The organism is Brevundimonas sp. FG8 (assembly GCF_057808845.1).
This window is the reverse complement of record NZ_JBMDIU010000009.1, coordinates 67,740-92,112: the sequence shown is the minus strand read 5'-3', so window position 1 is coordinate 92,112 and position 24,373 is coordinate 67,740. Positions and strand designations below refer to the sequence as shown.

Here is a 24,373-nt window from a genome sequence, read left to right as displayed (position 1 = left end):
CCGTCCGGGCGGCGCGGGCAAGGAGAAGCTTACGGGGCGAAGGCGATGGGGATCAGCTTTTGCAGCGCGCCCTGACAGGCGGCGCGCCCGGCGGGGCCGTCGTTGCTCAGGACGATGACGGCCCGCTCACGCCGGGGCGCGGCGGCGACGGTGCAGTGCCACATGGTGTTGGAGCCGTCGTGGCCGATGACCGGGCCCGGACCGCCGACGCCGCCCCACGGCTGCTGGCGCACGCCCCAGCCGCAGGCGTAGGCGGCGCCTTCGGGCGGGGTGGTCAGGCGGTTCAGGCTGTCGGCGCCCAGCCAGCCGGGGGCGCCGCCCATCATGGCGCTGATGAAGCGGGCGTAGTCGTCCAGGCTCATATGGGCCGTGCCCGCGGGGCCGAGGGCGGCGGGATTGTCGGCGCCGGGGGTCTCGGGCGGGATGGCGGTGCGGGTCTCGCCGATCAGGCGGTGGCCCCAGGGATTGTCGCGCCCGGGCGGCGGGCCGAAGCCGGCGCTGGTCAGGTTCAGGGGCGTGTAGAGCTCGGCCCGCATGGCGTCCTCCCACGACCCGCCCGTGATCCGCTCGATGGCCGCGCCGATCAGGATGTAGTTGGCGTTGCCATAGGCGAAGGTTCCGCGCGGCCCGGCGGGCGGGGCGGCCAGAACCCGCTCGACCAGCGCCCGGCGTTGCTCCGGCAGGGGGCGGGCGTCGGCACGGGCGCTGATCAGCCAGTCGCGGTTGATGACGGGGCCGTCCAGCAGGCCCGCGCGGTGGTGCATGACATCATCGAGCGTCAGACCGTTCCAGCCGCTGTCGAGGGTCAGATCGGGGAAGGCCTCGTTCAGCGGCATGGCCCAGCGGGCGCGGCCCTGTTCGATCAGACGGGCCAGAACGGCGGCGGTCATGGCCTTGGTGTTGGAGCCCAGGTGCCAGCGGTCCCGCAGGGTGACCGGATCGGCCTCGCCCTGACGCCGCACGCCCCGCACGCCGGTCCAGTCCAGCCCGTCGGGACCGAGGACGCCCGCGGCCATGGCGGGCGGTCCGGCGGCGGCGAAGACCTCGCCCAGCGCGGCGTCGGCGCCGGTCAGGTCCGTGGCGAAGGCCATACGAGGCAGGGCGCCCGCCAGAGGCAGGGCGGCGAGGCCGGTCAGCAGGCTGCGGCGCGAAGCGATCATCCGGGGTCTCCTGTGCGAGGGCTCAGGCTTAGCCGTATCAACGGTCGCCTACACGTTAGAACGCGGAAAGGTTTGTGGCAGGTGCTGAAACACGTCTGCAACATTGCCCTGATGGCGCAGGGCGCGCAGGTTGGGCGCATGGGCAAGAATTCAGACGACTACGACAAGGCGCTGGAGCAGCTGCAGGTCAAGCTGGTGGAGACGCAGGCGTGGACCATCGAGCAGGGGCTGCGCACCCTGATCGTGCTGGAGGGGCGCGACACGGCGGGCAAGGACGGCGCGATCAAGCGGCTGACCGAATATATGTCGCCCCGGCAGACGCGGGTGGTGGCCCTGCCAAAGCCGACCGAGCGCGAGGCGAGCCAGTGGTATTTCCAGCGCTACGTCAGCCATCTTCCGGCGGCGGGCGAGACGGTGATCCTGAACCGCTCCTGGTACAATCGTGGCGGGGTCGAGCCGGTGATGGGCTTCTGCACGCCGGAACAGCACGCCCAGTTCCTTAAGGATGCGCCGCGCTTCGAGCGGATGCTGACGGACGACGGGATCGTGCTGATCAAACTGTGGCTGGACATCTCGCGTCAGGAGCAGGCGACGCGGTTGGCCGAGCGGCGGGAGGACCCGCTGAAGCGGTTCAAGCTGTCCTCGCTGGACGCCGAGGCCGAGGCTCGCTGGGACGCCTACAGCGGCGCCCGCAACCGGATGCTGGAAGAAACGGATACGAAGGCGGCGCGCTGGACCGCCGTGGCCACCGACGACAAGAAGACGGCCCGGCTGAATGTCATCCGGCACGTGCTGCGCAGCATCGGCGGGCCGGGCGAAGCGGCGGATGCACCGGACGCGAAGATCGTCTTTCCGGTGGCGGACAATCTGGATCGGCTGTTCCGCTAGACGCCGAGTTCGGCCCGCAGGGCGGCGGGCGACACACCCTGTGAGCGCAGATGGGCCAGCGTCACCGACCCGTCCCGCTTGGCATAGCGGCGGCCATCGGGGCCGGTGATCAGGTGGTGGTGGCGATAGGTCGGCGTCGGCCAGCCCATCAGGGTCTGGATCAGGACCTGGATGTGGGTCGCCTCGAACAGGTCCAGCCCCCGGATGACGTGGGTGATCCCCTGCAGGGCGTCGTCGTGGGTGACGGCGACGTGGTAGGCGGTTCCGGCGTCCTTGCGCGCCACGACGACGTCTCCGACGGTTTCGGGCCGGGCGCGGATCAGACCGCGTTCGCCGGCGGGGCCCGCGCCCTCTTCGACAAAGGCCAGCGCATCCCATGCCCGACCGCCGAGAGCCGCCCGCGCGCGATCCAGCGACAGCCGCCAGGCGAAGGGCTTGCCCTCGGCCAGCAGGGCTGCCTCCTCATCGGCAGGGTGCGGGCCGGGCCGGACGGCTTCGGGACTGCCGTGCGGGGCGTCGCCGATGGCGTCAAGGATGTCCTTGCGGGTGCGGAAGCAACGGTACAGCAGGCCTCGGCGGTCCAGCACGTCGACGAGCGTGGCGTAGTCGGTCAGATGTTCAGACTGACGACGCACAGGGGTCTCCCACTCCAGCCCGAGCCAGTCCAGATCTTCGAGGATTCCGGCATCATACTCGGGCTTGCAGCGTGTGGGGTCGATGTCCTCCATCCGCAGGATGAACCGTCCGCCCCCGGCCTTCGCCGCCGTCCATGCCGTCAGGGCCGAAAAGGCGTGACCCTTGTGCAGTCGCCCGGTCGGGGAAGGGGCGAAGCGGGTGGTCAGGCTCACCTCGCCTGTTCCCGGACGAGCGCGCCGGCGGTGACCGCGGCCTCGACCGCCGTTCGGACGTTGGTCTCGGACGTGTAGTCGATCTCGGCGATCAGATCCTCGATCGCGAAGCGACGCTGGCCAATCATCCATTCGTAGACGCCGCGGATAATCGAGGAAGTCGGCGGGAAGGCCCGGCCGGTGGTCTGGTACAGGGTGACCGGCTTGCGAACGGGCAAGGTGTAGGCGGGCGGACGGATCACCAGCCGTTCCTGGGCTGCGATCACTTCATCAAGGAAGGCGGGGGAAGCCATGAGGCGGCTCAGGTAATCGCTCATCTCCGCCACCTGACGGCGCAGGGCGACGCCGCCGTCCCGATGCGCGGGCGGCAGATAGGCCCGGAAGCCCGGGTTCTGCATGGCCGCATGGTCCAGCAACTGGAACAGGATGCGGCCATAGAGCGGCGCCACGGAGAAGGTGATGTGCAGCGAGGGGCCGTCCTTGGCGAGGGCGTCGTGATACCAGCCCCTCGGCAGGTACAGGACGTCGCCGGGGCGCATCGTCACCTCCTGGAGGATGGGGCCTCGGCTCTGCTCGAAGAACAGACGGGTCTCCGGCGTGTCGGCAGGGTTTTCGGTCGGGTTTTCGGCCCGGTTCTGATAGAGGTTCCAGACCTTCTCGCCTTCGGTCTGAACCACGAAGACGTGGTGGTTGTCATAGTGGCTGCCGAAGGCGCGAACGCCCTCGAACGAGCAATAGACATTGGCGCCGATCTGGGCGCCGTAGGCGCTGCCCAGCGCCGCTGCGACCGCGGTGACGGGCGGGTGCAGATGCGTCACCTCATTCGCCACCACGCTGGCGCCCGCCGACATGAAGACCTCCACCTTGGCCGGAAAAGGACGCATGACCATGCCGTCGGGGGTCTGGACCGGCTGGCAGTACTGTTCCGCCGGAACAGCCTGATGGTTCCGCATCAGCCGCAGCGACGCGGCCGACCAGTTGGCGGTCTGGTTCAGCAGGCCGTTCCAGGCCGACCAGGTCAGCACCTCGCGTTTGCGCGCGTTGTCGGTCGCCGGAATATACAGCGGTTTCCGGTCGTCATACTCCGCGAGGAATTGCGCGGGCGTGATCGGGTGCAGAATGTCGTCCAGGGTCAGCATGCGAAACGATTAAATGGCCCGATCCCGACTGTCGATGAGGTCTGATGCCCGTTCCGCCCACCCCTGAACAGATCGCCGCCGCCCGCGCTGCTCTGGTCATCCTCGACCCGCGTCTGACCGAGGCCCAGGCCTGTGTGCCCGTGTTTGAATGGCGGTCGCGCACCGGTGGGTTCGAGGGCCTGTTCCGCATGATCGTGGAGCAGCAGGTTTCGGTGCAGTCCGCCGCCGCCATCTGGAAGCGGGTGATCGATGGGTTAAGCGGCGAGTTAACGCCGGAGCGAGTACTGGCGACCGAGATCGCGGCGCTGCGCGCCATGGGTCTGTCGATTCAGAAGGCGAACTATGGCCATGAGATCGCGCGGGCGCATGTGGAGGGGCGGATCGACTTCGACCATCTGGAGCGACTGCCGGACGAGGAGGCGGTGGCGAAGCTGGTGGCGATCAAGGGCGTGGGCCGGTGGACCGCCGACACCTTTCTGATGTTCTGCGAGGGGCGGACGGATGTGTTTCCGGGCGGGGACATCGCCCTTCAGGAGGCGATGCGCTGGGCCGATGGATCGCCCGAGCGGCCGAAGGAGAAGGCGGCCAACCTGCGGGCCGAGGCCTGGAGCCCGCATCGCAGCGTCGCGGCTCATCTTCTCTGGGCTTGGTACGGAGCGGTGAAGCGTGGCGAGATCGTGCTGGAGAACCCGCCCGCATAAAGGCTAGGCTCGGACGCATGACGCCTCTGGTCGACCCCGCCATCGCCAATCCCGAGACGGTTCTCGGTGCGCTTGATTTCGCGGGCGTGGCCGTGTTCGCCGCGACCGGCGCGCTGGCCGCCGCGCGCCAGAAGCATGATCTCGTCACCTTCGCCTTCTTCGGCGCCATCACAGGCGTGGGCGGCGGGACGCTGCGCGACCTGCTGATCGGGGCCCCGGTCTTCTGGGTGCAGGACTGGCGCTACATCGCCGTCTGTCTGGCGGCATCGGTGGCGGTGTGGCTGGTCGGCGCGCGCCCCTGGCGGTTCCGGGCCCTGCTGTGGCTCGATGCCTTCGGACTGGCGGCCTATGGCGTGATGGGAGCGGCCAAGGCGGGGGCGTTCGGCATCGCGCCGCTGATCTGCATCGTCATGGGGGCGCTGACCGCCTGTTTCGGCGGGGTGGTGCGCGACCTGCTGGCGGGCGAGCCGTCGATCCTGCTGCGGCGTGAGATCACCGTCTCGGCGGCCCTGCTGGCCGCGACGGTGTTCGTGCTCGCGCGGGTGCTGGGTCTGGACCTGTGGCCGGCGGCCTTCGTCGGCGCCTCACTGGGCTTCGCCCTGCGCGCCGGGGCGTTGGTCTGGGGCTGGAGTCTGCCGGCGTTTCCGGGGACGGTCACGCGCTGATCGCCGCTCCGAGGGCGTCGCGAAAGCGTCGTCGTCCGGTCATCGCCAAGCCCACGAATCAGGGATACGGTTTGCTTGCCTGACTAGGGAAGGAGACGTGTCTTCAGTCCTGTCGCCTTGATAACCCTCCGTATCCCGGAGCGGACCTGATGCAGGTCCTCAGTCGTCCCCCTTCGGGCTGGCCCGCTCTGGTATTGAACGCCGACTTCCGGCCGCTCTCCTACTACCCGCTGTCGATCTGGCCGTGGGAGGAGGTGGTCAAGGCGGTGTATCAGGACCGCGTCGACATCGTGTCGGTGTACGACAAGGTCGTGCGCAGTCCATCAATGGAAATCCAGCTGCTCAGCGTGATCGCGCTGAAGAGCTATGTGGATCAGGACCGGCAGCCCGCCTTCACCCGCTTCAACGTCTTCCTGCGCGACGGCTTCGTCTGCCAGTACTGCGGGGACTCCACCGAACTGACCTTTGACCACGTCATCCCGCGCTGTCGGGGCGGGCGCACGACGTGGGAGAACATCGTGGCCGCCTGCGGTCCCTGCAACCTGCGCAAGGGCGGCCGCACGCCCCAGCAGGCCCAGATGGCGATCCGCCGCGCACCTCACCGCCCCAGCGCCTGGCAGCTTCAGGAGCATGGACGGAGGTTCCCGCCGCACTACCTCCACCAGAGCTGGCTGGACTATCTATACTGGGACATCGAGCTCGAGCCGTAGGGCGTTCCGGCAGCCGTCAGTGCAAGGTCGGGCGAACCAGCGACATGTCGTAGCCGAGTTCCTGCGCGCGCCTGTCAATCACAGCACGCTGCGCTTCAGAGGGGCGGGGCGTCCGGCTGAGGAGCCACAGGTAGCGGCCGGAGGGTTCGCCCACGATCGACCAGGAATAGTCGTCGGCGCGGTCCAGCACCCAGTAATCACCGACGTAGAAGGGGCCGAAGAAGGAGACTTTCAGCTTGGCGTTCTGGCTGCCCTCGACAACGCGGGCCCTGCCCTCCGAGACCTTCTGTTCGCCGTTCACGCCGTCCTGTCGGCAGCTGTTGCGGACGCCGACAAGGCCGTCCGGTCGAAGGGTGTATTCAGCGGTGACGCCCTCGCATCCGCGTTCAAACCCGTTCTCGTAGCGGCCGATCTCATACCACAGTCCGGCATACCGGTTCAGATCAACGGGTTTGCCCGGCTGCGGAACCTCGGCATTGCCGACAGGCCCGCGTTGCAGTGTGGCGCAGGCCGTCAGGGCGAGTGCGGACAAGGCGATGATGGAGAAGCGAAGCGTGCGTTTCATGGCGGCCTAACGACGGGCCCCGGTCTCGTGTTCCGGCATGATGCCGGGGGCGCACGCCGCGACCTCCAGTTCCTCCCGGACGTGTTGGGAGCGCCGGAACAAGCTGTTGCGATGTGCTTTTCCGAGGGCATGTCCGAACATGTAGAAAGACTCCGCGCCCAGGCCGCCAGAGCGCGGTTGCTGTTGAAAGCCACCACCGATCCGATGACGGTTCGTCAGCTCACCGAATATGCCGAAGAGTGTGAGAGAAACGCCGACCTTATCGAGGCGCGCCAGACCAGGCTTCACTGACCCGGCTTTAATGGGGCGGGGCCGGCTGTCGCAGCCGCGATCGACGGCCAGACGGAACACCGCTCGAATCCCCACGTTGACGGCAAGCCACAGCCGCCGCATTCGAGCCCTCATGAAAATCCGCGTCCGCGCCGAACTCGTCTATCGCTTCGATCCTCCGACGGACGCCATCTACAAGATTCAGGTCGCGCACTGGCCCGGCCAGAATATCCTTGAGGAGCGGCTGGAGACGACGCCGCACGTCGACTTCATCGAGAACGAGGATGACGAGTTCGGCGCGCGGACGCTGCGGGCGCATCTGTCGGGCGAGGTGGCGCTGACCTATGAGGCGGTGGTCGACAACGGCGTGCTGAAGGGTCTGCCGCCGGTGACCTTGCAGCATGACTGGAACGACCTGCCGCCCGAGGTGCTGACCTATCTGTGGCCCAGCCGCTATTGCCCGTCGGACCAGTTCGGGCGGTTCGTGGAGCGGACCTTCGGCGGCACGGTCGGGGGCGAGCGGGTGTTGGCGATCCTGGAGTGGATCAAGGCCAATATCGACTATGAGCCGGGTGCGTCGGACAGCGAGACGACGGCGGCGCGGACCTTCATTGATCGGGCGGGCGTGTGCCGCGACTTCACCCATATGGGCATCACCCTGTGCCGGGCGTCGGGCATTCCGGCGCGGGCGGTCAGCGCCTATGCGCATCAGCTGACGCCGCCGGACTTCCACGCCATCTTCGAGGTCTGGCTGTCGGACGGCTGGTGGCTGGTCGATCCGACCGGGCTGGCCCCGGTCGAGGGTCTGGTGCGGATCGCCTGCGGCCGCGATGCCGCCGACATCGCCTTCCTGACCACGCAGGGGACCTGCAGCTTCGTGCGGCAGTCGGTGACGGCGGTTGCGGCGGACTGGAAACCCTTCCCGGAGGGAGAGGGGGCTAGCGCGTCATCTGCGCGCGCCACTCCGTGATGAAGTCCTGTTCGCGCAGCACCTTGTTCCGCGGGTCGATCAGAATGTGGGCGGTCGCGGGGGCGGTGATCTCGCCCCGGCCGCGGGTCATCGGCACATTGACCACCTGCCCGTCGACCTCGACCTCCACCGGCATGGGGAAGGTCTGGCCGTCGCCGGTGACCCATTCCAGCCGCAGCCGGTCGCCCTCGCGTGTCTGGCGCAGGTCGGGCAGGGCGGCGTTGTAGAGATAGCCCTGGAAGAACCAGCCGTAGTCGCGACCGGTCTCCTCATTCACGATGGCCAGAAACTCGCGCGTCGTGGCGTAGCGGGTGGTGAAGTTGCCCGGGCGCGGATCAGGGCGGCCATAGACCAGCCGGGTGACCGAGCGGAAGAAGGCCTCGTCGCCGATCAGCAGGCGCAGGGAGTGCGCGATCAGCGAGCCCTTGTTGTAGATGTCATTGCCCGGTCCGACGTCGCCCTTGTAGACCTCATCCTCGGACCTGGGTGTGCCGGAGACGACCGGGAAGCGGTTGATCAGGCCGTTGCGCTGGGCCAGCAGTTCGGCTTGGAAATACTGCTCGCCACGCAGCCATCGCAGGTAGAGGGGCTGCATATAGCTGCCCAGCCCTTCATGCAGCCACATGTCGTCGGCGTTGGCGTTGGTCATCTGGTTGCCGAACCACTCGTGCGCCAGTTCGTGGTGCAGCAGCCAGTCGTAGCCCTTGCCGTCCAGACGATAATCGTTGCCGTAGGCGTTGATCGTCTGGTGCTCCATGCCCAGATGCGGGGTCTCGACCACGCCCATCTTCTCGTCGCCGAAAGGGAAGGGGCCGACGGTGGATTCGTAGAAGTCCATCATGGGCCGGAACTCTGCGAACAGGGCGCGGACCTTGGCCGGGTCGTCGCCGCGCAGATACCAGTAGGACAGCGGGATCGTGTTGCCGAAACGGCTGCGATAGGCCTCGGTGATTTCCTCATACGGCCCGATGTTCAGGGCGATGGCGTAGGTGTTCGGATTGGCCGCCGACCAGTTCCAGGTGGTCCAGCCGTCGCCGTGGTCGACCTTGCCGAGGAAGCGCCCGTTGGACGGGGCGGCGAGGTCGGACGGAATGGTGATGTGCAGGTCCAAGCGGCCCGGCTCGGCCAGCGGGCTGTCGATACAGGGCCAGAAGATGTCGCAGCCCTCGCCCTGAACGGCGGTGGCGATCCACGGCTGGCCGTCGGCGGTGGTGGACCAGACGAAGCCGCCGTCCCACGGCGCGCGCGGCGCGACGCGCGGAGCCCCGGCGTAGACGATGCGGATCTGGACCTTGTCGCCGACGGCGAGGTCGCGGCCCAGATCGATCCAGAGACGGCCCTCCGGGTTGCGCCAACCGCCTTCGCCCTGTTCGACCTCGCGCCCGTCCACCTGCACCGAGGAGATGGTCAGCAGGGTGTCCAGTTCGACCGGCAGGATGCTGAGCGGGGCGGTGGCGGTGAAGTCCAGAACGGCGACGCCCTCGATGGACTGTTCGTCCGGGATGACCTTGATCGACAGGTCGGCCTTGTCGAAGCGGACGGCCTCCTGTTCCGGGGTGCGCGGCTGGTCGGTGGCGAGGGTGAACCCGGTCGATTCGCGGGTGGGCTTCGGCTCGGCGACCGGGGTGTCCTGCGCGACGGCGGGCGCGGCCGTCAGGGCCAGAAGCGAGACGCCCAGCAGGGCGACGCGGCGGACGGATTTGGACATGGAACAGCTCCCCGACGAACAGGCGGGCAGACTGGCGGGGAGGGGCGGTTCACGCAACCGTCAGGACGCGACGCCCTGCGCCTTTCGCTGGGCCTTCGTCGCCCGCCGGGCCCATGCCTTGTCGATCTGCTCGCGCAGCCTGTCGTCGTCGGCGACGTCGTAGTGGACCAGAACGGCGGGCCAGCCCTCGAAGTGCGGGGTCTGGAAATAGGTCCGGGGCTCGGTCGCCATCAGAAACGCCACCGTCTCCCGATCCAGAGCCAGGGCCAGGGCGGTCGGATCGGCGTTGTCGTTGACGATCCAGTGGCCGCGCATGCGGATGCAGCGCCCGCCGTGCAGGGTCGAATCCTCCGCGCCGGGGCGGCTCAGGGCGTAGGCGAACATCTCGTCGCGCGTCATGGGCGTCAGGATGCGCCGTATTCCGCGCAAAGCAAAAGGGCCGGCGTTTCCACCGGCCCCTTCAGAACTCGTGCAGCAGCGCTGCTTAGGCGGCGGCTTGCTCGGCCAGCTTGGCCTTGACCTGACGCTTGATTCGCTGGGCGGCGACCGACAGCTGCTCGTCGCGGGCCTTGACGATGAAGGCGTCCAGGCCGCCCTTGTAGTCGAGGGTGCGCAGGGCGGCGTTCGAGATACGCAGCGAGAAGGTCTGACCCAAGGCGTCCGAGGTCACCTTGACGGCCTTCAGCGACGGCAGGAAGCGGCGCTTGGTCTTGATGTTCGAGTGGCTCACGCTGTTGCCGACCATGGGGCCGATACCGGTGAGTTCGCAACGACGCGACATCTGACTATCCTTCGGAGCGGTCCGCGACGGGCGCAGACGCATGAAACAGGTGCGCGCTAGACACCGTCCAGCGCGAGAGGTGGGGCGTATAGAGGAAGAGTCCGCGAGGCGTCAAGGCGTAGGACCGTTCAGCCTCCGTTCAATTGCCGCCATATATCCACTTTACCCATGACCGAACCAGTCGCCCGAGGGGCAAGGATGAAGACCGCACTGACCCGAGCCGCCGCCATCGCCGTTCCCGCGATCGCCGGCGCCCTGTTCCTGGCCGCGCCCGCGACGCCGCAGGCGGCCATGACCGTTCAGCAGAACGGAGACACCGTCCTGCCCGGCTATTGGGAATATACGACCAGCGCCGTGGGCGTTCGCGACACCGAGCAGAAATGCGTGCGGCCCAGCGAGATCAACCGATTCTTCGGTGGCCTGTCGACGCGCCGGTGGAGCTGTACCTATCCGGTGCGGCAGGTCGGCAACGGCAACGCCCGATTCGAGGGGACCTGCACCGACCGCAAGAACCGCCGGGTGAACGTGCGGCTGAACGGCACCTACACCCAGCAGAGTTTCAGCTTCCGCGGCGGGGCCCAGCTGGCGCGCGGCACGCCCTATCTGCCCGCCTCGATCACCGCCCGTCGCATCAGCGCGACCTGCCCGGCGAACGCGGAATATTTCTGACGGAAGACAGCCTCCCGCCGTCGATGCGACGGCGGGAGGACATGCGGTCTTACCAGTAGCCGCCCGGGCACTCGCCGACCGCCGTCGCGACCACATAGGCCGAAGACGAGCCGTGCAGCGTGCCGGAGCCGACGTTGCCGTTGACGCAGCGATCCAGCTGATGGCCCACAACGGTCGTGTAGGTCGCGTCGCTGTAATAATATTTTTCGTAAAGCAGACCCGGCGGAAGCGCCGAGGCGGCGCCAGCCAGACCCGCGACGGCCACACCCGCCGCGAGTGCAAGAGACTTGATCAGTTTCATGTCAGACCCTCCGTTGATGAAGGTCCGCATTCGCGCAAACAGTTGCGCGTCTGTACAATCTGAAATTGAGTTAGTGGGTAACTTTCCCGTGTTGAGGGTCAGTGCGCCGCGCCGGGCTTCAGGCGTCCGACCTGATGCAGAACAAGGGCGACCACGCCGCCGATGACGACGCCGATCACGGCGGAGATCAGGGCGGTGACCAGCCAGCCAAGGAGGCCGCCGACGGGCCCGGTGGCGTGGGCGACGGCGTGAGCCAGGTGCTCGACAGGCACGGCCGGCCAATGCAGGCCCAGTTCGTGCGCGCCGTGCATCACGATGCCGCCACCGACCCACAGCATGGCGAAGGTGCCGATGACGGACAGGGCCGCCATGATCACCGGCATGCCCTTCACCAGTCCGCGGCCAATGGTCTGGCTGAGACGCGAGGGCTTCTGCGCCATGTGCAGGCCGATATCGTCCATCTTCACGATCAGGCCCACGGCGCCGTAGACGATCACGGTCATCGCCAGGCCGACGACCACCAGCACGCCCGCCTGCGTCCACAGAGGCCGGTCGGCCACATCGTTCAGGGCGATGACCATGATCTCCGCCGACAGGATCAGATCCGTGCGAACCGCGCCGGAGACGGTCTTCTTTTCCAGGTGGGCGGGGTCATCGGAGGTTTCCTCGGCCTCACCGTGATGGCCGCCGCCGAACATCTCCATCAGCTTCTCGGCGCCCTCGAAGCAGAGATAGGTTCCGCCCAACATGAGGATCGGCGTCAGGGCCCAGGGCGCGAAGGCGGTCAACAACAGGGCGATCGGCAGGATCAGCAACAGCTTGTTGCGTATGGACCCCACGGCGATCTTGCCGATGATCGGCAGTTCGCGACTGGGCGACAGGCCGGTGACGTATTTGGGGGTGACCGCCGCATCATCGATGACCACGCCCGCCGCCTTGGCGCCCGCCTTGCCCGCCGCCCCGCCGACATCGTCAATCGACGCCGCCGCCAGCTTGGCGATCCCCGCCACGTCATCGAGCAAGGCGATAAGTCCGGAGGGCATGGGCTGTCTGTCTACACGAGGGAGGAGGGCTGCAGGCGTAGGGCAGGCGTGGGCGATTGTCGATTGGTGGCGCTCAAACCGCGTCCAAGCCCAAATGGGTTGACTTAATTCTACATAGGTAGATTTATTGGGAAATGACCCGTCAGCGATCCCTTTCTCCCGCAGCCCGGCGCGTTCTCCAGGCGCTCACCGATGCCGGCCCCGCCGGGCGTCACGGCTATGATCTTTGCCGGGAGGCGGGCATCAAGTCCGGCACCCTCTATCCCCTGCTGATGCGGCTGGAAGCGCAGGGCTATCTCGCCGCCGACTGGCAGGTTGTGGATATGCCGGGGCGTCCACCACGCCATGTCTACAGGCTCACGGCTGAAGGACGGACGCTGGCGGCAGGGAACCCGGTCATCGAACCGAAAGACGCAGGCTTACCCGACGGCAGGCCGGCATGAGATTTCTGGCCACCGCTATTCTGCGGCTTTGCTGTCAGCTGCTGCCGCCGGACAAACGGCCGTGGGGTCGGGCTGCGTTCGGCGAGTTGAGCGCTATCGAGCGTCCCGGCGAGGCGCTGTCGTTCGCACTGGGCTGTCTGGCGTGGGCGACGCGGTATGCGGTCGTCGCCCGTCCCTCATTTTTGTTGAACAGGAAGGATGATGCCGTGACGTCCCCACATATCATTTCCGGCTCCCGGGCGGTCGCACTCTCGTGCGCTGCGGCGGCCGCGACGCTGGGCATGATTTACATGGCCATGGGAGGTGCTCCGTCCCGGTACCTGATGATAAACGCAGCGGCCTTCGCTTTCGGCCTGACTGTGCTCGGGATCCTGGCCTTGGCCGACCGGCGGCGGCATCTGCCCGGCCGTAGCCTTGTCCTGGTGTCGGGCGCGGCCTTGTTGGCGACGGCCCTGTTTGGAGTGCGTATCGACGGGATTTCGCGCTGGCTGGCCTTGGGGCCGCTGACGATTCAGCCGTCAATGATGCTCCTGCCGCTGATGATGGTCCTGTTCGCCCGGTATCGGGATGCGCTGTCCCTTTTCGGGATCGCGCTTGCGGCGCTGGCGCTCGCACTACAGCCGGATCGGGGAATGGCGGGGGCCTTGGTCGCCGGATTGGCCGTCCTGGCGTTCACCCGCCCGAACCGCAATGTGCTGTCGGCGCTGGCCTTCGCCGTAGTCGGGTTCGCCGCCACGGTCGCGCAGGCGGATCCGTCGCCGGCGATGCCGTTTGTGGACCGGATATTCTATTCGTCGTTCAGCGTTCATCCTCTCGCCGGAACGGTCGTTCTCCTTGGGGCGGCGCTGCTGATCGTGCCGGTGTTCGCCGTTCGTGGGCCGGGGGCGCCGGAGACGGCGGTGTTCGGCGCGGTCTGGGCGGCGCTCATCGTCGCTGCGGCGCTCGGTAACTATCCGACGCCGATCGTGGGGTACGGCGGCAGCGCCGTCATCGGCTATCTGATTGCCTTGGTGAGCTTCCCCCGCCGCGCAGGACCGGTTGGCTCTCCGGAGCAGGGCGTCGCACCCGCGCGCTCGTCCGGCGATGACTGCTCGCCGTATCTGGCGACGGTGTAGGCGCATCGGCCTCCTCGCAAAGCAAAAGGCCCGGGATCGCTCCCGGGCCTCTGTCTGTTCAGCGATGCGCGTCTGATCAGGCGGCTTCGGCCTCGGCGGCCGGGGCGGCGGCCTTCTTGGCGCTGAGCGACTTGCCCAGCAGCTCGACGGCGGCGTCCTTGTCGATCTTGTTGGCGGCGGCGACTTCGCGAGCCATGCGGTCCAGGGCCGACTCGTACAGCTGACGCTCCGAGTAGGACTGTTCCGGCTGGCTGTCGGCGCGGTGCAGGTCGCGGACCACTTCGGCGATCGAGATCAGGTCGCCCGAGTTGATCTTGGCTTCGTATTCCTGGGCGCGACGCGACCACATGGTGCGCTTCACCCGGGCGCGGCCCTTCAGTGTCGTCAGCGCCTTGGTGACGACATCGTCCGCGGCCAGCGAGCGCAGGCCGGCGGTTTTCGCCTTCTTGGTCGGGACGCGCAGGGTCATCTTCTCGTGGTCGAAGGTCACGACATAGACCTCCAGCGACATGCCCGCGACTTCCTGGGTCTCGACCGCCGCTACCTTGCCGACGCCGTGCGCCGGGTAAACGACCGCGTCGCCAACCTTGAATTCCAGACCAGTCTTGCTCGTCATGTCACTTCCTTTCCCGGCTCAGCGGGAGGGGAGAGGCGAAGGCGCACGGACAATAGAATAACACCCGCCGGAAACTCGCCCCGTCGGAGATGTCGGTCTGGTCGTCAAATGCGGAAACGGATCACCCAACCTCTGGCCGATCCCACTTTCATGAGTGGGATTCTGTCGCAAACGCGGGCGGCGCGAAGATTTCGCATACCGCCCGACCCAATGACAGTAACCTATCACAAATCTGCGGAATTTCAAAACGTCCACAGCGTCAGTGTGGAGATGGCTGGAAATCCTCGCCGGAAAGCGGCAGCGCGATGTGAATCGTTCGCTGATCAGGCCATCGGCGAAGTCAGGAACCCGTGCCGGGCTTGGGCGAGAAATATTTCTCGTATTTGCCGGTCTCGCGCTCGAACTGCTCCTTGTCTTCCGGCGGCGTGCCCTTGACCGTGATGTTCGGCCAGACCTTGGCGTATTCGGCGTTGATCTGCAGCCACTTGCCGTCGGGCTCGTCCTCGGTGTCCGGGACGATGGCGTCGACCGGGCATTCCGGTTCGCAGACGCCGCAGTCGATGCACTCGTCCGGGGCGATGACCAGGAAGTTCTCGCCCTCATAGAAGCAGTCGACCGGGCACACCTCGACGCAATCCATGAATTTGCAGCGGACGCAGGCGTCGGTGACGATGTAGGTCATGGGCGGGGGGCAGGCGTTTCGGTAAGGGGCGCGGGACGCGCAGATGACCCCGGCCAGCCGAACTGTCAACCGGATGGGGCGTTTGGGGTTGCAGTGACGGTGTCACGGGCTATTTAGTATCCATCACTCTTACAGATTTATCGGAGTCTCCCCATGCGTCCCTTCCTTCGTTACGCCGCCGTCGGTGTGGCCTCCATCGCCCTGCTGACCGGCGGCGCGGTGGTCGCCCAGACCGTCCTGACCAAGGTTCCGTCGGAAGTCACCGCCGGCGCGTACAAGCTCGATTCCTCGCACGGCAACATCACCTGGTCGGTCGATCACATGGGCTTCTCGACCTACACAGGCCAGTTCGTGAACGTGCAGGCCGAACTGAGCCTCAACACCTCCAACCCGTCCGCCTCGACCCTGACCGCGACCATCCCGCTGAAGGATGTGCTGACCGGTAGCGAGGGGCTCAACAATCACCTGCAGACCGCCGACTTCTTCGACACCGCCAATCACCCGACCGCGACTTTCGTCTCGCGCTCGGTGACGGTGGACGCCGATGATCCGAACGAGGCGACCGTGGTCGGCGACCTGACCCTGCGCGGCGTGACCAAGCCGGTGACCATCGAGGTCGAGTTCAATCAGGCCGGTCCGTCGATGGGCAACACCTACAAGGCCGGCTTCGACGGCGAGGCGACCATCAAGCGGTCGGACTTCGGCATCACCTACGGCATCCCGATGGGCCTGGGCGACGAGGTCAAGCTGCACCTCGAAGGCGAGTTCATCCTTCAGCAGTAAGGGCGTACAGGGTGCGGGCCTCTTCCGGAGGTCCGCGCCGTTCGCCGAGGGCCAGCACCTCGAGATCGAACAACCGCCCGCCGAGGGCGAAGACCAGACGGTCGCCGGGGTGGACCGAGCGGCTGGCCTTGTCGAGACGAACCTGCTGGCCGTGATGGGTTAGGCGGACCGCTCCCTTCTCCACCATCGTCGCCGCCAGTGTCCGCGTCTTCGCGAACCGCGCGCGCCAAAGCCAGACATCAATACGGCAGGCCGGGTCGCTCAACGCGGGGCCGCCTTGCGCTGCGGGCGTTTGCGGCGCGACGGCTCCGGCTTTGCCGCGGGTGGGGGCCCGGTCAGGGCGGCGAGCGCCGCGAAGGGCGAGTCCTTCACCGGCTTCGGCGCCTTGCCCGGACGTTCCGGCTGCTGGGCGCGCACGGTCTTCAGGCCTGCGAACAGGGCTCTCGCCTCATCGGCGGTGACGCCGAGCTCGCGCAGATCCTTGTCTGAAAGCCTGCCTTCCCCCTTTGTGCGGCGCTCGGTCAGCGCTTCCAGCAGATCAACCGGCGCGGCGAAGCGACCGACCGCGCGCAGGCCGAAGGCGGACAGCAGGCGCGGCGGGGGCGGCGGTTCGGGCAGGATGCTGAGGCCGGTCGGTTTCGGGCGGAACGGCTCGCGCGCCATGAAGGCCTGTGCGGTTGTGCGGGCGCGCTCTTTCAGCAGGGCGGGTTGCCAGACGGAATGGGCGCCGACGCGGACGCCGAACGCCTTGAGGGTGCGGCGCTCGGCCTGACTGAGGGCCGCCAGATCGCGCTCGACCTCACGGCGGTCGATGATCCCGCCGGACTCCAGCAGGCGGAAGGCGAGGCCGCGCGGCAGCCCCTTCAGCGTGCCGTTCTCGACCACGGTCTTGAGGCGACGGAGGGGACGAAGGGCGCGCCCGGACTCGCCCGCCAGCCAGGCTTCCAGCCGCTTCGTCGCCCGCTCGCGCGCGGCCAGCGCGCCGAGGTCGCCCAACAGCCGGATGCGCGGCGTGAAGGGCTCGCCGCCGATGATCACTCCCGCCTGCACGCCGCGCCACAGCACGGCGCCGTCGGGCGTGACGGAGAAGGCCTCGTCCGGCTCTGAAGCAAGCTGCCCCAGCCGCTTGGCGATCTCGGGCGTGACCGCCTGACGAGCGGCGTGGCGCAGGGCGCGGTCCTCCAGCGCCGTGGAGCCCTTGTCGATCTGGAAGTCGATCCCGGCCAGATGCCCGACGGCGTGGCCTTCGACGATGACCTCGCCGGTCTCCGCCTCGACCTGGGCGATCGCATCGCCGCGCACGTTCAGGGCCTGCATCAGGGCGGTGGTGCGACGATCCACGAAGCGGGCGGTCAGCCGTTCGTGCAGGACGTCTGACAGCCGCTCCTCCAGCGCCTTGGTGCGGTCGCGCCAACCCTGCGCCTGATCCAGCCAGTCGGGGCGGTGGGCGATGTAGCTGAGGGTGCGGACGCCGCTCAGGCGGGCCGATAGCTGGTCGATCTGGCCATCGTCGCGATCCAGTTCGGCGAAGCGGGGCGCGATCCAGTCCTCGGTCAGACGACCGCGTTTGCCGGTCAGGGCCTGGAAAATGTCCTTGGCCAGCCGCCCGTGTTCATCCAGCGTCGTCTTCTGGAAGTCGGGCAACTGGCAGGCCTCCCACAGACGCATGATAGCCCCGCGCGAGCGGCCGATACGGGCGACCTCCTCGTCCTTGATCAGGCGGCGCAGCAGGGTCTCGTCCAGCGCGGGCGCGGTCAGGTTCAGCCCCTTCACGCCCGGCGTCACCACCAGCGAGCGCAGCAGGTCGCTCAGGGTGTCGAAGTCCAGCCGGGCGTTGCGCCATTCGGCGCTCTCGACGGGGTCAAAGCGGTGCTCGACCACCTGCTCGACCAGATCGGGGTCCAGCTCCAGCGCCTCGCCCGTTACGCCGAAGGTGCCGTCGCGCAGGTGGCGGCCCGCCCGTCCGGCGATCTGGCCGATCTCCGTGGCGTGCAGCCAGCGGGTGCGGCGGCCGTCGAACTTCCGCAGCCCCGCGAAGGCGACATGGTCCACGTCCATGTTCAGCCCCATGCCAATGGCGTCGGTGGCGACCAGGAAGTCGACTTCGCCGGACTGGAACAGTTCGACCTGGGCGTTGCGGGTGCGGGGCGACAGGCTGCCCATGACCACGGCGGCGCCGCCGCGCTGGCGCCGGATCAGTTCGGCGATGGCGTAGACCTGCTCGGTCGAGAAGGCGACGACGGCGCTGCGGCGGGGCAGGCGGGTCAGCTTCTTTGACCCCGCATAGGACAGGACCGACAGGCGATCCCGCGAGACGATCTCCGCATCCGGAACCAGAGACCGGATCAGCGGCGCCATGGTCCCGGCGCCCAGGAACATGGTCTCCTCACGACCGCGGGCGTGCAGCAGCCGCTGGGTGAAGACGTGCCCGCGCTCCGGATCGGCGACCAGCTGAATCTCGTCCACCGCCAGAAACTCGACCGTCCGTTCCAGCGGCATCGCCTCGACCGTGCAGACGAAATAGTGCGGCCGGTCGGGGACGATCTTCTCCTCGCCGGTGATCAGGGCGACCTTGGCGGCGCCGCGCTGCTTGACGATGCGGTCGTAGATCTCGCGCGCCAGCAGGCGCAGCGGCAGGCCGATCATGCCGGACGCATGACCCAGCATCCGCTCGACCGCCAGATGGGTCTTGCCGGTGTTCGTGGGGCCCAGGATCGCCGTTACGCGCGACGGGGCCCGGCCTGTGCCGCGATCACTCATCTTATGGATAAAGGTGGCCTTTCCGGCGCGGTTCCTCAAGCGGGAGTCTCGCGGACGTGACCGGGGTAAATGCGAAGCTGTGCAGGGGCGGAACAGGCGCGAAACGAATCAGGACCGAATCGGTGACACGGCCCGATTCGGGATTTGTTCCCTACAGGATATTGTATCTTAAGGTCGATTAACCACAATCGTTTTCGGGCGGCTCGCGCAACCTTTGGGCATGAAAAAGGGGCGGCGGGAAGAAATCGCCGCCGCCCCGCTTCCGTCGCGCTTCGCGCTCGGCTAGTTCACCCGTCAATGGCCCCGTAGCTCAGCTGCATAGAGCAAGGCTTTCCTAAAGCCGAGGTCGCAGGTTGGAGTCCTGCCGGGGTCGCCATGCGCTAGTGTCGAAACCACTTAGAACTGGCTCAAAACCAGCTAAGACTGGCGCAAGGTGCGAGGGACTCGCAAGACGCCTCCATGAACGACCGCTTCGCACCAAGAGCGGACATCAGTGCCGGGCTGAGAAGAAGAAGTTCATCGCGCCTATGTGATCGCACCTCGACGCCAATGCAGGGCCAGGAGGCCTCGATAGCGTTGACTTGGGCTCAGGCGAAGTCGGTCCGCGTCCAGGCGGCGCTGCCATCGCCCCAGGCAAGCGAGCCACATCGAGGCTCTGAATGACTGCAGCGAATGACGCCGACAGCGCGAGGCGAAGTGACGACCGAGCCCTCTACAGGCATCTGCGGTCCCACAAGAAGACCGACCGGAACAATATCAAGATCTTTGACGCCAGCCTGATCGGCGAGCGAGAGGCTGCTGGCGATAATGAAACGGGCCTGGGACGCATCTGACAATCGGAAGGCGCGAACATGCGGCCAGCGCCGAAGATCCACGCCATCGTCGAGGATGGGAACGACAACCCAGTCCGGCTGATAGACCCGAATGGCTTCTGCGACTGCAGGAGCGATTTGGAAGTCCTGGCAGATGAGCGTGATGACGCGCCCAAGTCCGTCGATATCCGCGACGGTGAAACTGTCGCCGGGGGCCAGATCTTCCATCAGAAGGGCACCCGTCTCGATGTCCGGCCAACCGAACTTGCGGACTTGATCACTGGTCATTCCGTAGGGCCAAATCTTGCTGTGCCCCCAAAGAGTGGCCCCCACCGCGTTGAACGCCAGAGACAGATTGCGGCGGCGTCCTTCGTCATCGACATCGTCGCTAACGCCGGATCCGGCGATGCTGAGACGGGGCGCGCGTTCCCAGTCTTCCGACAGCCGGGTCGCGTACCGTCGCGCTTCAACCTCTGAAACCGTGAGCTCGGGGGCGACGGCGATGTCGAGCGGCGCCAAGCGAGTGACGCCCATGAAAAGCCGATCGGCGGCCGCGACCTTATCCGAGACCTCGACCCTCACATGCGGTGACGCGTTGCGGCTCAGCCGTTCAATGGCGAGGTCTGCCGCGCATTCGGCGATCGGAACCACGCCGACGACCTCGGCGGTCCGACGACGGTCCGACGGCACGCCGGTCAGAGCGTTCTGTCCGATGGCGCGCGCCTCGATCCGTATGGGGCGCTCACCGTCCGAGACGGTGAGGGGCGCTGCCGTCAGCGCGACGAAGCGGTCTTCCAGCGTATCTCCATTGACGTCGAGGAGTGTGCGGGTCCGGGCGGTGAATGGCCCGCGCGGCAAGAGCCGTCGCGCTTCATCCTCGCCATAGATGCCAAACAGCGCGCGGCGGTCTCGCAGGTTCTCGAGCCAGACTGGCGTACGTCCGCGTGCCCCGCGCGCCGGAGCGAGAAGGCCGGTTCGCGGATGGATGCGCAGGACGGCCTCGTCGATGGCTTGCATGCCTGCCAGAATACAGCCCCGAAGCCGGCTGGCGGCGCGATGGTCCTGAACCCGAAGTTCGGCCAGCAAGGCGGACGCGGCGGCGGCCGCATCGTCATGGTCCATAAGCACGGCGCGCAGTTCGGCAAGCACCGCCGCGTCGGGCAGCCGGGCGCCGTGACGCTCCACATGGCTCCAGAGGGACGCTTCGGCCCAAAACCTCAGAAAGACGACGCTGGGGCACGGGGCGCCGCCGTCCAGATCCGCGATCATTCCGGTGGTCTATCCCGAATGGATCGATCCAAATTCTCGATAGCCTCCGCCAAGGCGGATATCAGTACCGGATCGACCCCCAATTGGCCGGCGGCGGCCAATAGGGCACCAGCATTGGCCAGTATGACGCGCGCGGCTCTGGCGGAGGCAATCCATGCACCGCCTTGGCTGGATCGGCGATTCAGCTGACCCAGCATGACGTGAACGGCCTGCGCCAAACCCTCCACGGCGGGTGTCGCTTCGTCCGTACCCTGTGCGGCGATCATCTCTGCGAGCTGCGCGGCCGCGGTGATGAAGTCGCTGGCGTGCCCGGGAGAGCGGCCGAAGAAGAAACCGGGCACCGACGCGTTTCGTCCGCTTCGGCCGATCGCCATGCGGCGAGCCATCTGCACTGCCAGAGCAGCGCCGCGGGGCGACCGTCCCAGCATTTTGACGATACTACTCAACCCCCCCGACGCTGACGTCAGGAAGGCGTCATCCTCCAGCGCGCGTTGGAGATGGTCGAGCGCGGCGTTCGGATCGTCCTCCACCCGCACCAGCAGGAGAGTTAGGGCCAGGCCGAGTCGGCCTCCATCCACGCGGCCATTGGGGCCATAGAACCGCAGGCCATCCAAGGCGCTGCTTTTCGCCGCTTCAGGGTTGCGGAGGCGAAGGAAAAGATTCGCCTTCTGGAAAGCGTTTCTGGCGAGTTCCACTTCAGCGCCGTCCGCGCCCTTCACGCGCGCCTTTTCCAGATGCGCGTCCGCTAGATCCAGCCGGTTCAGCGCGGCCTCGACGTCGAGAGTTCCAACAATCTGGGCCACACGTCGCTGGAAATCTGCTCGCCGCATGTACACCGAAGCGGTCGGGTCCGCTTCGGCGAGCAGGTCATCGTAGGCCGCGTAACGCTCCAGCACGGCTTCGTCGTCTGTCTCCAGGAAGAAGGTGTCGTCGAAACGTTCGCGTGCGGCGACATAGGCTTCGTTCCAGCGTCGTGGATCGGTTTCGGCGCGCGTCCGCATCAATTGAAGCGCCTGTTCGGCGAGGCGACGGACTTCCTCGTCCTCCACCTCGTCGAACACCATGCCTTCGAAATCGATCGCAAATTCGACAAGAACCCGCAGGTAGGCGTCATCGACGCCGCCGTCATAAAGTTCTGCCTCCACGGCGCCTTCCAGAAGGCGCGCGAGATCCTCCGCTGCCCGTGCCGGATCGGCGGACCCGAGATCCTGGATGTAGTCGACCGTGACGATCTTGGGTTCCAGCCGCTGCCGGACGCTGTCCCGCCAAGAGGCCGACGGTTCGATCAACTCGATGCCGTTGTCGTTGACGAGGGCACGCGCCAAGGTGCGATAGTCGAGAGACAGTTCGTCGGCGTTGGACGCGGCCACGGCGAACGGCGCCAGGGTCTCATAGAAGGGCACGCTGGGCGACGCCCGGATCGCCAGGTGTTCGATGTCTGACTTGGCCCTGTCGGCGCTGAAAGCGCCGCTACGTGCGAGAGCCCGCGCGGCGCGGGACCGGACTTCGGCTTCTTCGATCGGCCCTCGACGGGAGGTGCGCATGGGCACGGCGCGAAGCTCGACCGCGTCGCCGCGTGCGGCGAACACGGACGCCGCGACCGAAGCCACGCCTTCGATGTTCTGGCGGTTGTAGATGAAGGCGAGCGCGACGGTGTCCGGGAGCTGAAGCGTACAGACGCCGGCGACATCGGCGAACCCGGTCCGACTGTCGATCAGGATCAGATCGTATTCCCGCTTGGCCCAATCGCGCAGCCGCTCGATGAACAGCCCGCCGCCGTACAGGTCGAAGAACTCCGACCAAGAGAAACGCGCCAAGGCCTCGGCGTAGGAGAGGGGGCCGTCTTCCTCGATCACCTTGGAACCGGCGCCGATGATGTGCAGGGTGCCCGGGCAACGGTCCGGGTCCAAGATGTTGCGAACACAGGCCTTGAACGGTTCGCCCGATCCATACTCGTCGAGCACCTGATCCAGGTTGTCGGGATCTGCGCTCTCGAACAGTCGCCGACGCCAGGTCCAGACCAAGTCGAGCACGCCCGGAGCCGTCTTGATGGCCCGAGCGCTTTCCTGGTCGGACAGCCCCCGGAAATAATAGTCGAGGCCGGGCGCTTCCAGGTCCCAGTCCATGATGAGAACGCGCAGGCCTCGCATCGAAGCCAGGAAGGCGACGTTGGCCAGCGCCATCGTCCGACCGACGCCGCCCTTGAACGAATAAAAGGTGGTGATGTGTCCGGGCTGCCGCCCCGCCGGCGCCACCTCAGCTTCCCGCAAGAGCCAAGCCGAGAACCGGCGGCTCCTTCAAATGAGGGGCTATGGTCTGCTCGCGCTCGGCCAGTCTGGCCTGAATTGCGCGCGGCAGAGTGGGCGCAGTGGTTCCCAGTGGTGCGACGCCCTGATGGGACAGCCAGTCCTGGGCGGCCGGTGTCAGGAGATTGACCGTCGTTTGGCCGCGCCGGACGCGTTGGATGACACCCGCTTCTTCAAGAGGCTTCAGTTTGCGGCTGACGGTCTCCTCGGTTTCACCGACAAGTTCCGACAGCGCCTTGCCTGTCTGGGGACCGGTCAGCAGCGCGCGAAGATAGCGCTCGTATCGTGACTGGTTGATCTCAGCGAAGAAGGCGTCATCGATCCGGTGGTCAAGCGCGCGGGTCGCCAAGGTTTGGGCGAAGGCAAGATGGCCAGCCTTGAACAGAGCAAGCAGATGGGTATCGGCGTCCGCGTCTCCGCGCATGGCTCTGCGAAGATCTTCGGGACTGGAGGACAGCAATTGGCGCGAGCGGTCTTCCAGCCAAGTCGTGATGGCAGCCAGGGTGTCGGAGTCCTGTTCCGCCAGCGCGGCCTCCAACCGGTCCGCCAGCGCATCGAAAGCGCCCGGCACCATTGAGGCAAAATCGCCCTGGGCAAGGGCGGCGTCGATATGGGCCAGCACGGGCCAAGTCTTGATGTTCACGGGTGTGGTCTCCGAAGCCCATCTAAGCGATGAGGGGCCGATTATCAACTCTTAGTCAATGAATTTGGTCCGCAAATTGTGGCCCCGGCGTCGTTAATCTGCACAATCTCGAAAAAAGGTTGATCGACAGTTGATCTGGCGCTGTGGGTTCACTACGTTGAGGTCAGAGAACCGAGTCGCGCCGTTCTTGGCGATGATCGTTTCAGCGCCGTCGCCTCAGGCGAGGGGAAGAGCAAGAGAGGAAGAAAGACGACGGGACTGGCACATCATGGGGCTGGCTTCAGTTAACCCACCATATGTTGAGCCATCACTCGACGGACCGAAAGAATCGAGCGAAGGTGAAACCGGGTTAAAAGGACGTTTCGTTAACGTCTTCCGGACGCCAGCGACTCGCGATACCGCTTGGATAGCGAACACGCCGAGGCTGTGTCTCCCGTTGTTCCAGACATCGAAAGTCGCATCGTGCCCACAAGGCCGGCGGCTGAAGGAGAGGAGGGCGATAGCGATCGCCATAGGGTTGGGAGGA

General features: G+C 66.7%; 26 protein-coding genes and 1 tRNA gene. 10 read left to right on the top strand and 17 right to left on the bottom strand.

Annotated features, from left to right (window positions below):
* Nucleotides 1-29: 29 nt before the first annotated feature.
* Entirely contained in the window at nt 30-1,160 is a 1,131-nt protein-coding gene (locus ACODRV_RS14140) for a serine hydrolase domain-containing protein (RefSeq protein ID WP_488908741.1), read from the bottom strand.
* A gap of 138 nt (nt 1,161-1,298) precedes the next feature.
* Between ACODRV_RS14140 and ppk2 the strand changes: the two genes are divergently transcribed.
* Nucleotides 1,299-2,048 (top strand): polyphosphate kinase 2, encoded by a 750-nt coding sequence (gene ppk2 / locus ACODRV_RS14135; protein ID WP_141628367.1) that lies wholly within the window; start codon nt 1,299-1,301, stop codon nt 2,046-2,048.
* On the opposite strand, the gene gluQRS is transcribed toward ppk2, so the two are convergent.
* Both gluQRS and ACODRV_RS14125 read right to left on the bottom strand, forming a co-directional pair.
* On the bottom strand, nt 2,045-2,896 hold the full coding sequence (gene gluQRS, locus ACODRV_RS14130) for a tRNA glutamyl-Q(34) synthetase GluQRS (RefSeq protein ID WP_488908740.1): 852 nt from the start codon (nt 2,894-2,896) through the stop codon (nt 2,045-2,047). The two genes, ppk2 and gluQRS, sit on opposite strands and share 4 nt — an antisense overlap.
* Complete coding sequence (locus tag ACODRV_RS14125; protein ID WP_488908739.1) at nt 2,893-4,035, bottom strand: cupin domain-containing protein; 1,143 nt, start codon at nt 4,033-4,035, stop codon at nt 2,893-2,895. Before ACODRV_RS14125 ends, gluQRS begins: the two co-directional genes overlap by 4 nt.
* Nucleotides 4,036-4,079: 44 nt before the next feature.
* Here ACODRV_RS14125 and ACODRV_RS14120 point away from each other — a divergent pair, with 44 nt between their 5' ends.
* From ACODRV_RS14120 to ACODRV_RS14110, 3 genes are all read left to right on the top strand, one after another.
* A complete protein-coding gene (locus ACODRV_RS14120; protein WP_488908738.1) occupies nt 4,080-4,736 on the top strand; it encodes a DNA-3-methyladenine glycosylase family protein in 657 nt (218 codons plus the stop codon).
* A gap of 17 nt (nt 4,737-4,753) precedes the next feature.
* Entirely contained in the window at nt 4,754-5,401 is a 648-nt protein-coding gene (locus ACODRV_RS14115) for a trimeric intracellular cation channel family protein (RefSeq protein WP_141627592.1), read from the top strand.
* A 149-nt stretch (nt 5,402-5,550) separates the two neighbouring features.
* Nucleotides 5,551-6,111: an HNH endonuclease gene (locus ACODRV_RS14110; RefSeq protein ID WP_488908737.1), complete on the top strand. Its 561-nt coding sequence runs from the start codon at nt 5,551-5,553 to the stop codon at nt 6,109-6,111.
* A 16-nt stretch (nt 6,112-6,127) separates the two neighbouring features.
* Here ACODRV_RS14110 and ACODRV_RS14105 read toward each other — a convergent pair whose 3' ends face one another.
* Nucleotides 6,128-6,676 carry a lipocalin family protein gene (locus ACODRV_RS14105; protein WP_488908736.1) on the bottom strand — a complete coding sequence of 183 codons (549 nt, stop codon included), beginning with the start codon at nt 6,674-6,676 and terminating at the stop codon, nt 6,128-6,130.
* A 6-nt stretch (nt 6,677-6,682) separates the two neighbouring features.
* Complete coding sequence (locus ACODRV_RS14100) at nt 6,683-7,069, bottom strand: hypothetical protein (protein WP_488908735.1); 387 nt, start codon at nt 7,067-7,069, stop codon at nt 6,683-6,685.
* 10 nt (nt 7,070-7,079) lie between these two features.
* On the opposite strand from ACODRV_RS14100, the gene ACODRV_RS14095 reads away from it, so the two are divergent.
* Nucleotides 7,080-7,916 carry a transglutaminase-like domain-containing protein gene (locus ACODRV_RS14095; protein WP_488908734.1) on the top strand — a complete coding sequence of 279 codons (837 nt, stop codon included), beginning with the start codon at nt 7,080-7,082 and terminating at the stop codon, nt 7,914-7,916.
* Here ACODRV_RS14095 and ACODRV_RS14090 read toward each other — a convergent pair.
* The 3 genes from ACODRV_RS14090 to rpmB all read right to left on the bottom strand — a co-directional run bounded on the left by ACODRV_RS14090 (nt 7,885) and on the right by rpmB (nt 10,405).
* Entirely contained in the window at nt 7,885-9,624 is a 1,740-nt protein-coding gene (locus ACODRV_RS14090) for a M1 family metallopeptidase (RefSeq protein ID WP_488908733.1), read from the bottom strand. The two genes, ACODRV_RS14095 and ACODRV_RS14090, sit on opposite strands and share 32 nt — an antisense overlap.
* A 60-nt stretch (nt 9,625-9,684) precedes the next feature.
* Nucleotides 9,685-10,023 (bottom strand): MmcQ/YjbR family DNA-binding protein, encoded by a 339-nt coding sequence (locus ACODRV_RS14085; RefSeq protein ID WP_488908732.1) that lies wholly within the window; start codon nt 10,021-10,023, stop codon nt 9,685-9,687.
* 85 nt (nt 10,024-10,108) lie between these two features.
* A complete protein-coding gene (rpmB, locus tag ACODRV_RS14080; protein WP_141627585.1) occupies nt 10,109-10,405 on the bottom strand; it encodes a 50S ribosomal protein L28 in 297 nt (98 codons plus the stop codon).
* Between the two features lie 198 nt (nt 10,406-10,603).
* Between rpmB and ACODRV_RS14075 the strand changes: the two genes are divergently transcribed.
* On the top strand, nt 10,604-11,074 hold the full coding sequence (locus ACODRV_RS14075; protein WP_240811649.1) for a DUF3617 domain-containing protein: 471 nt from the start codon (nt 10,604-10,606) through the stop codon (nt 11,072-11,074).
* 49 nt (nt 11,075-11,123) lie between these two features.
* Here ACODRV_RS14075 and ACODRV_RS14070 read toward each other — a convergent pair whose 3' ends face one another.
* Together ACODRV_RS14070 and ACODRV_RS14065 are read right to left on the bottom strand one after the other, a co-directional pair.
* Entirely contained in the window at nt 11,124-11,375 is a 252-nt protein-coding gene (locus tag ACODRV_RS14070; RefSeq protein ID WP_141627583.1) for a hypothetical protein, read from the bottom strand.
* A 98-nt stretch (nt 11,376-11,473) separates the two neighbouring features.
* Entirely contained in the window at nt 11,474-12,418 is a 945-nt protein-coding gene (locus ACODRV_RS14065) for a DUF808 domain-containing protein (RefSeq protein ID WP_488908731.1), read from the bottom strand.
* Between the two features lie 134 nt (nt 12,419-12,552).
* Here ACODRV_RS14065 and ACODRV_RS14060 point away from each other — a divergent pair, with 134 nt between their 5' ends.
* Nucleotides 12,553-12,861, top strand: coding sequence for a PadR family transcriptional regulator (locus ACODRV_RS14060; protein WP_141627581.1), 309 nt, complete (start codon nt 12,553-12,555; stop codon nt 12,859-12,861).
* Nucleotides 12,858-13,976: a hypothetical protein gene (locus ACODRV_RS14055; protein ID WP_488908730.1), complete on the top strand. Its 1,119-nt coding sequence runs from the start codon at nt 12,858-12,860 to the stop codon at nt 13,974-13,976. The genes ACODRV_RS14060 and ACODRV_RS14055 overlap by 4 nt, the downstream gene beginning before the upstream one ends.
* Nucleotides 13,977-14,052: 76 nt before the next feature.
* Here ACODRV_RS14055 and ACODRV_RS14050 read toward each other — a convergent pair whose 3' ends face one another.
* Together ACODRV_RS14050 and fdxA are read right to left on the bottom strand one after the other, a co-directional pair.
* A complete protein-coding gene (locus ACODRV_RS14050; protein WP_141627579.1) occupies nt 14,053-14,592 on the bottom strand; it encodes a CarD family transcriptional regulator in 540 nt (179 codons plus the stop codon).
* 340 nt (nt 14,593-14,932) lie between these two features.
* Complete coding sequence (fdxA, locus tag ACODRV_RS14045) at nt 14,933-15,274, bottom strand: ferredoxin FdxA (protein ID WP_141627578.1); 342 nt, start codon at nt 15,272-15,274, stop codon at nt 14,933-14,935.
* Between the two features lie 153 nt (nt 15,275-15,427).
* On the opposite strand from fdxA, the gene ACODRV_RS14040 reads away from it, so the two are divergent.
* Nucleotides 15,428-16,057 (top strand): YceI family protein, encoded by a 630-nt coding sequence (locus ACODRV_RS14040; protein ID WP_141627577.1) that lies wholly within the window; start codon nt 15,428-15,430, stop codon nt 16,055-16,057.
* On the opposite strand, the gene ACODRV_RS14035 is transcribed toward ACODRV_RS14040, so the two are convergent.
* Both ACODRV_RS14035 and ACODRV_RS14030 read right to left on the bottom strand, forming a co-directional pair.
* Nucleotides 16,041-16,322, bottom strand: a complete 282-nt coding sequence (locus ACODRV_RS14035) for an RNA-binding S4 domain-containing protein (RefSeq protein WP_488908729.1) — start codon at nt 16,320-16,322, stop codon at nt 16,041-16,043. The genes ACODRV_RS14040 and ACODRV_RS14035 overlap by 17 nt on opposite strands.
* Nucleotides 16,319-18,817 (bottom strand): helicase-related protein, encoded by a 2,499-nt coding sequence (locus ACODRV_RS14030; RefSeq protein WP_488908728.1) that lies wholly within the window; start codon nt 18,815-18,817, stop codon nt 16,319-16,321. The genes ACODRV_RS14035 and ACODRV_RS14030 overlap by 4 nt, the downstream gene beginning before the upstream one ends.
* A gap of 299 nt (nt 18,818-19,116) precedes the next feature.
* Here ACODRV_RS14030 and ACODRV_RS14025 point away from each other — a divergent pair.
* Nucleotides 19,117-19,193, top strand: a tRNA-Arg gene (locus ACODRV_RS14025).
* Nucleotides 19,194-19,404: 211 nt separating this feature from the next.
* On the opposite strand, the gene ACODRV_RS14020 is transcribed toward ACODRV_RS14025, so the two are convergent.
* From ACODRV_RS14020 to ACODRV_RS14010, 3 genes are read right to left on the bottom strand one after another with little or no spacing between them, the layout of a single operon-like run.
* Entirely contained in the window at nt 19,405-20,898 is a 1,494-nt protein-coding gene (locus ACODRV_RS14020; RefSeq protein ID WP_488908727.1) for a hypothetical protein, read from the bottom strand.
* Nucleotides 20,895-23,153 (bottom strand): KGGVGR-motif variant AAA ATPase, encoded by a 2,259-nt coding sequence (locus ACODRV_RS14015; RefSeq protein ID WP_488908726.1) that lies wholly within the window; start codon nt 23,151-23,153, stop codon nt 20,895-20,897. The genes ACODRV_RS14020 and ACODRV_RS14015 overlap by 4 nt, the downstream gene beginning before the upstream one ends.
* Before the next feature lies 1 nt (nt 23,154).
* Nucleotides 23,155-23,847: a hypothetical protein gene (locus tag ACODRV_RS14010; protein ID WP_488908725.1), complete on the bottom strand. Its 693-nt coding sequence runs from the start codon at nt 23,845-23,847 to the stop codon at nt 23,155-23,157.
* Between the last annotated feature and the right edge of the window lie 526 nt (nt 23,848-24,373).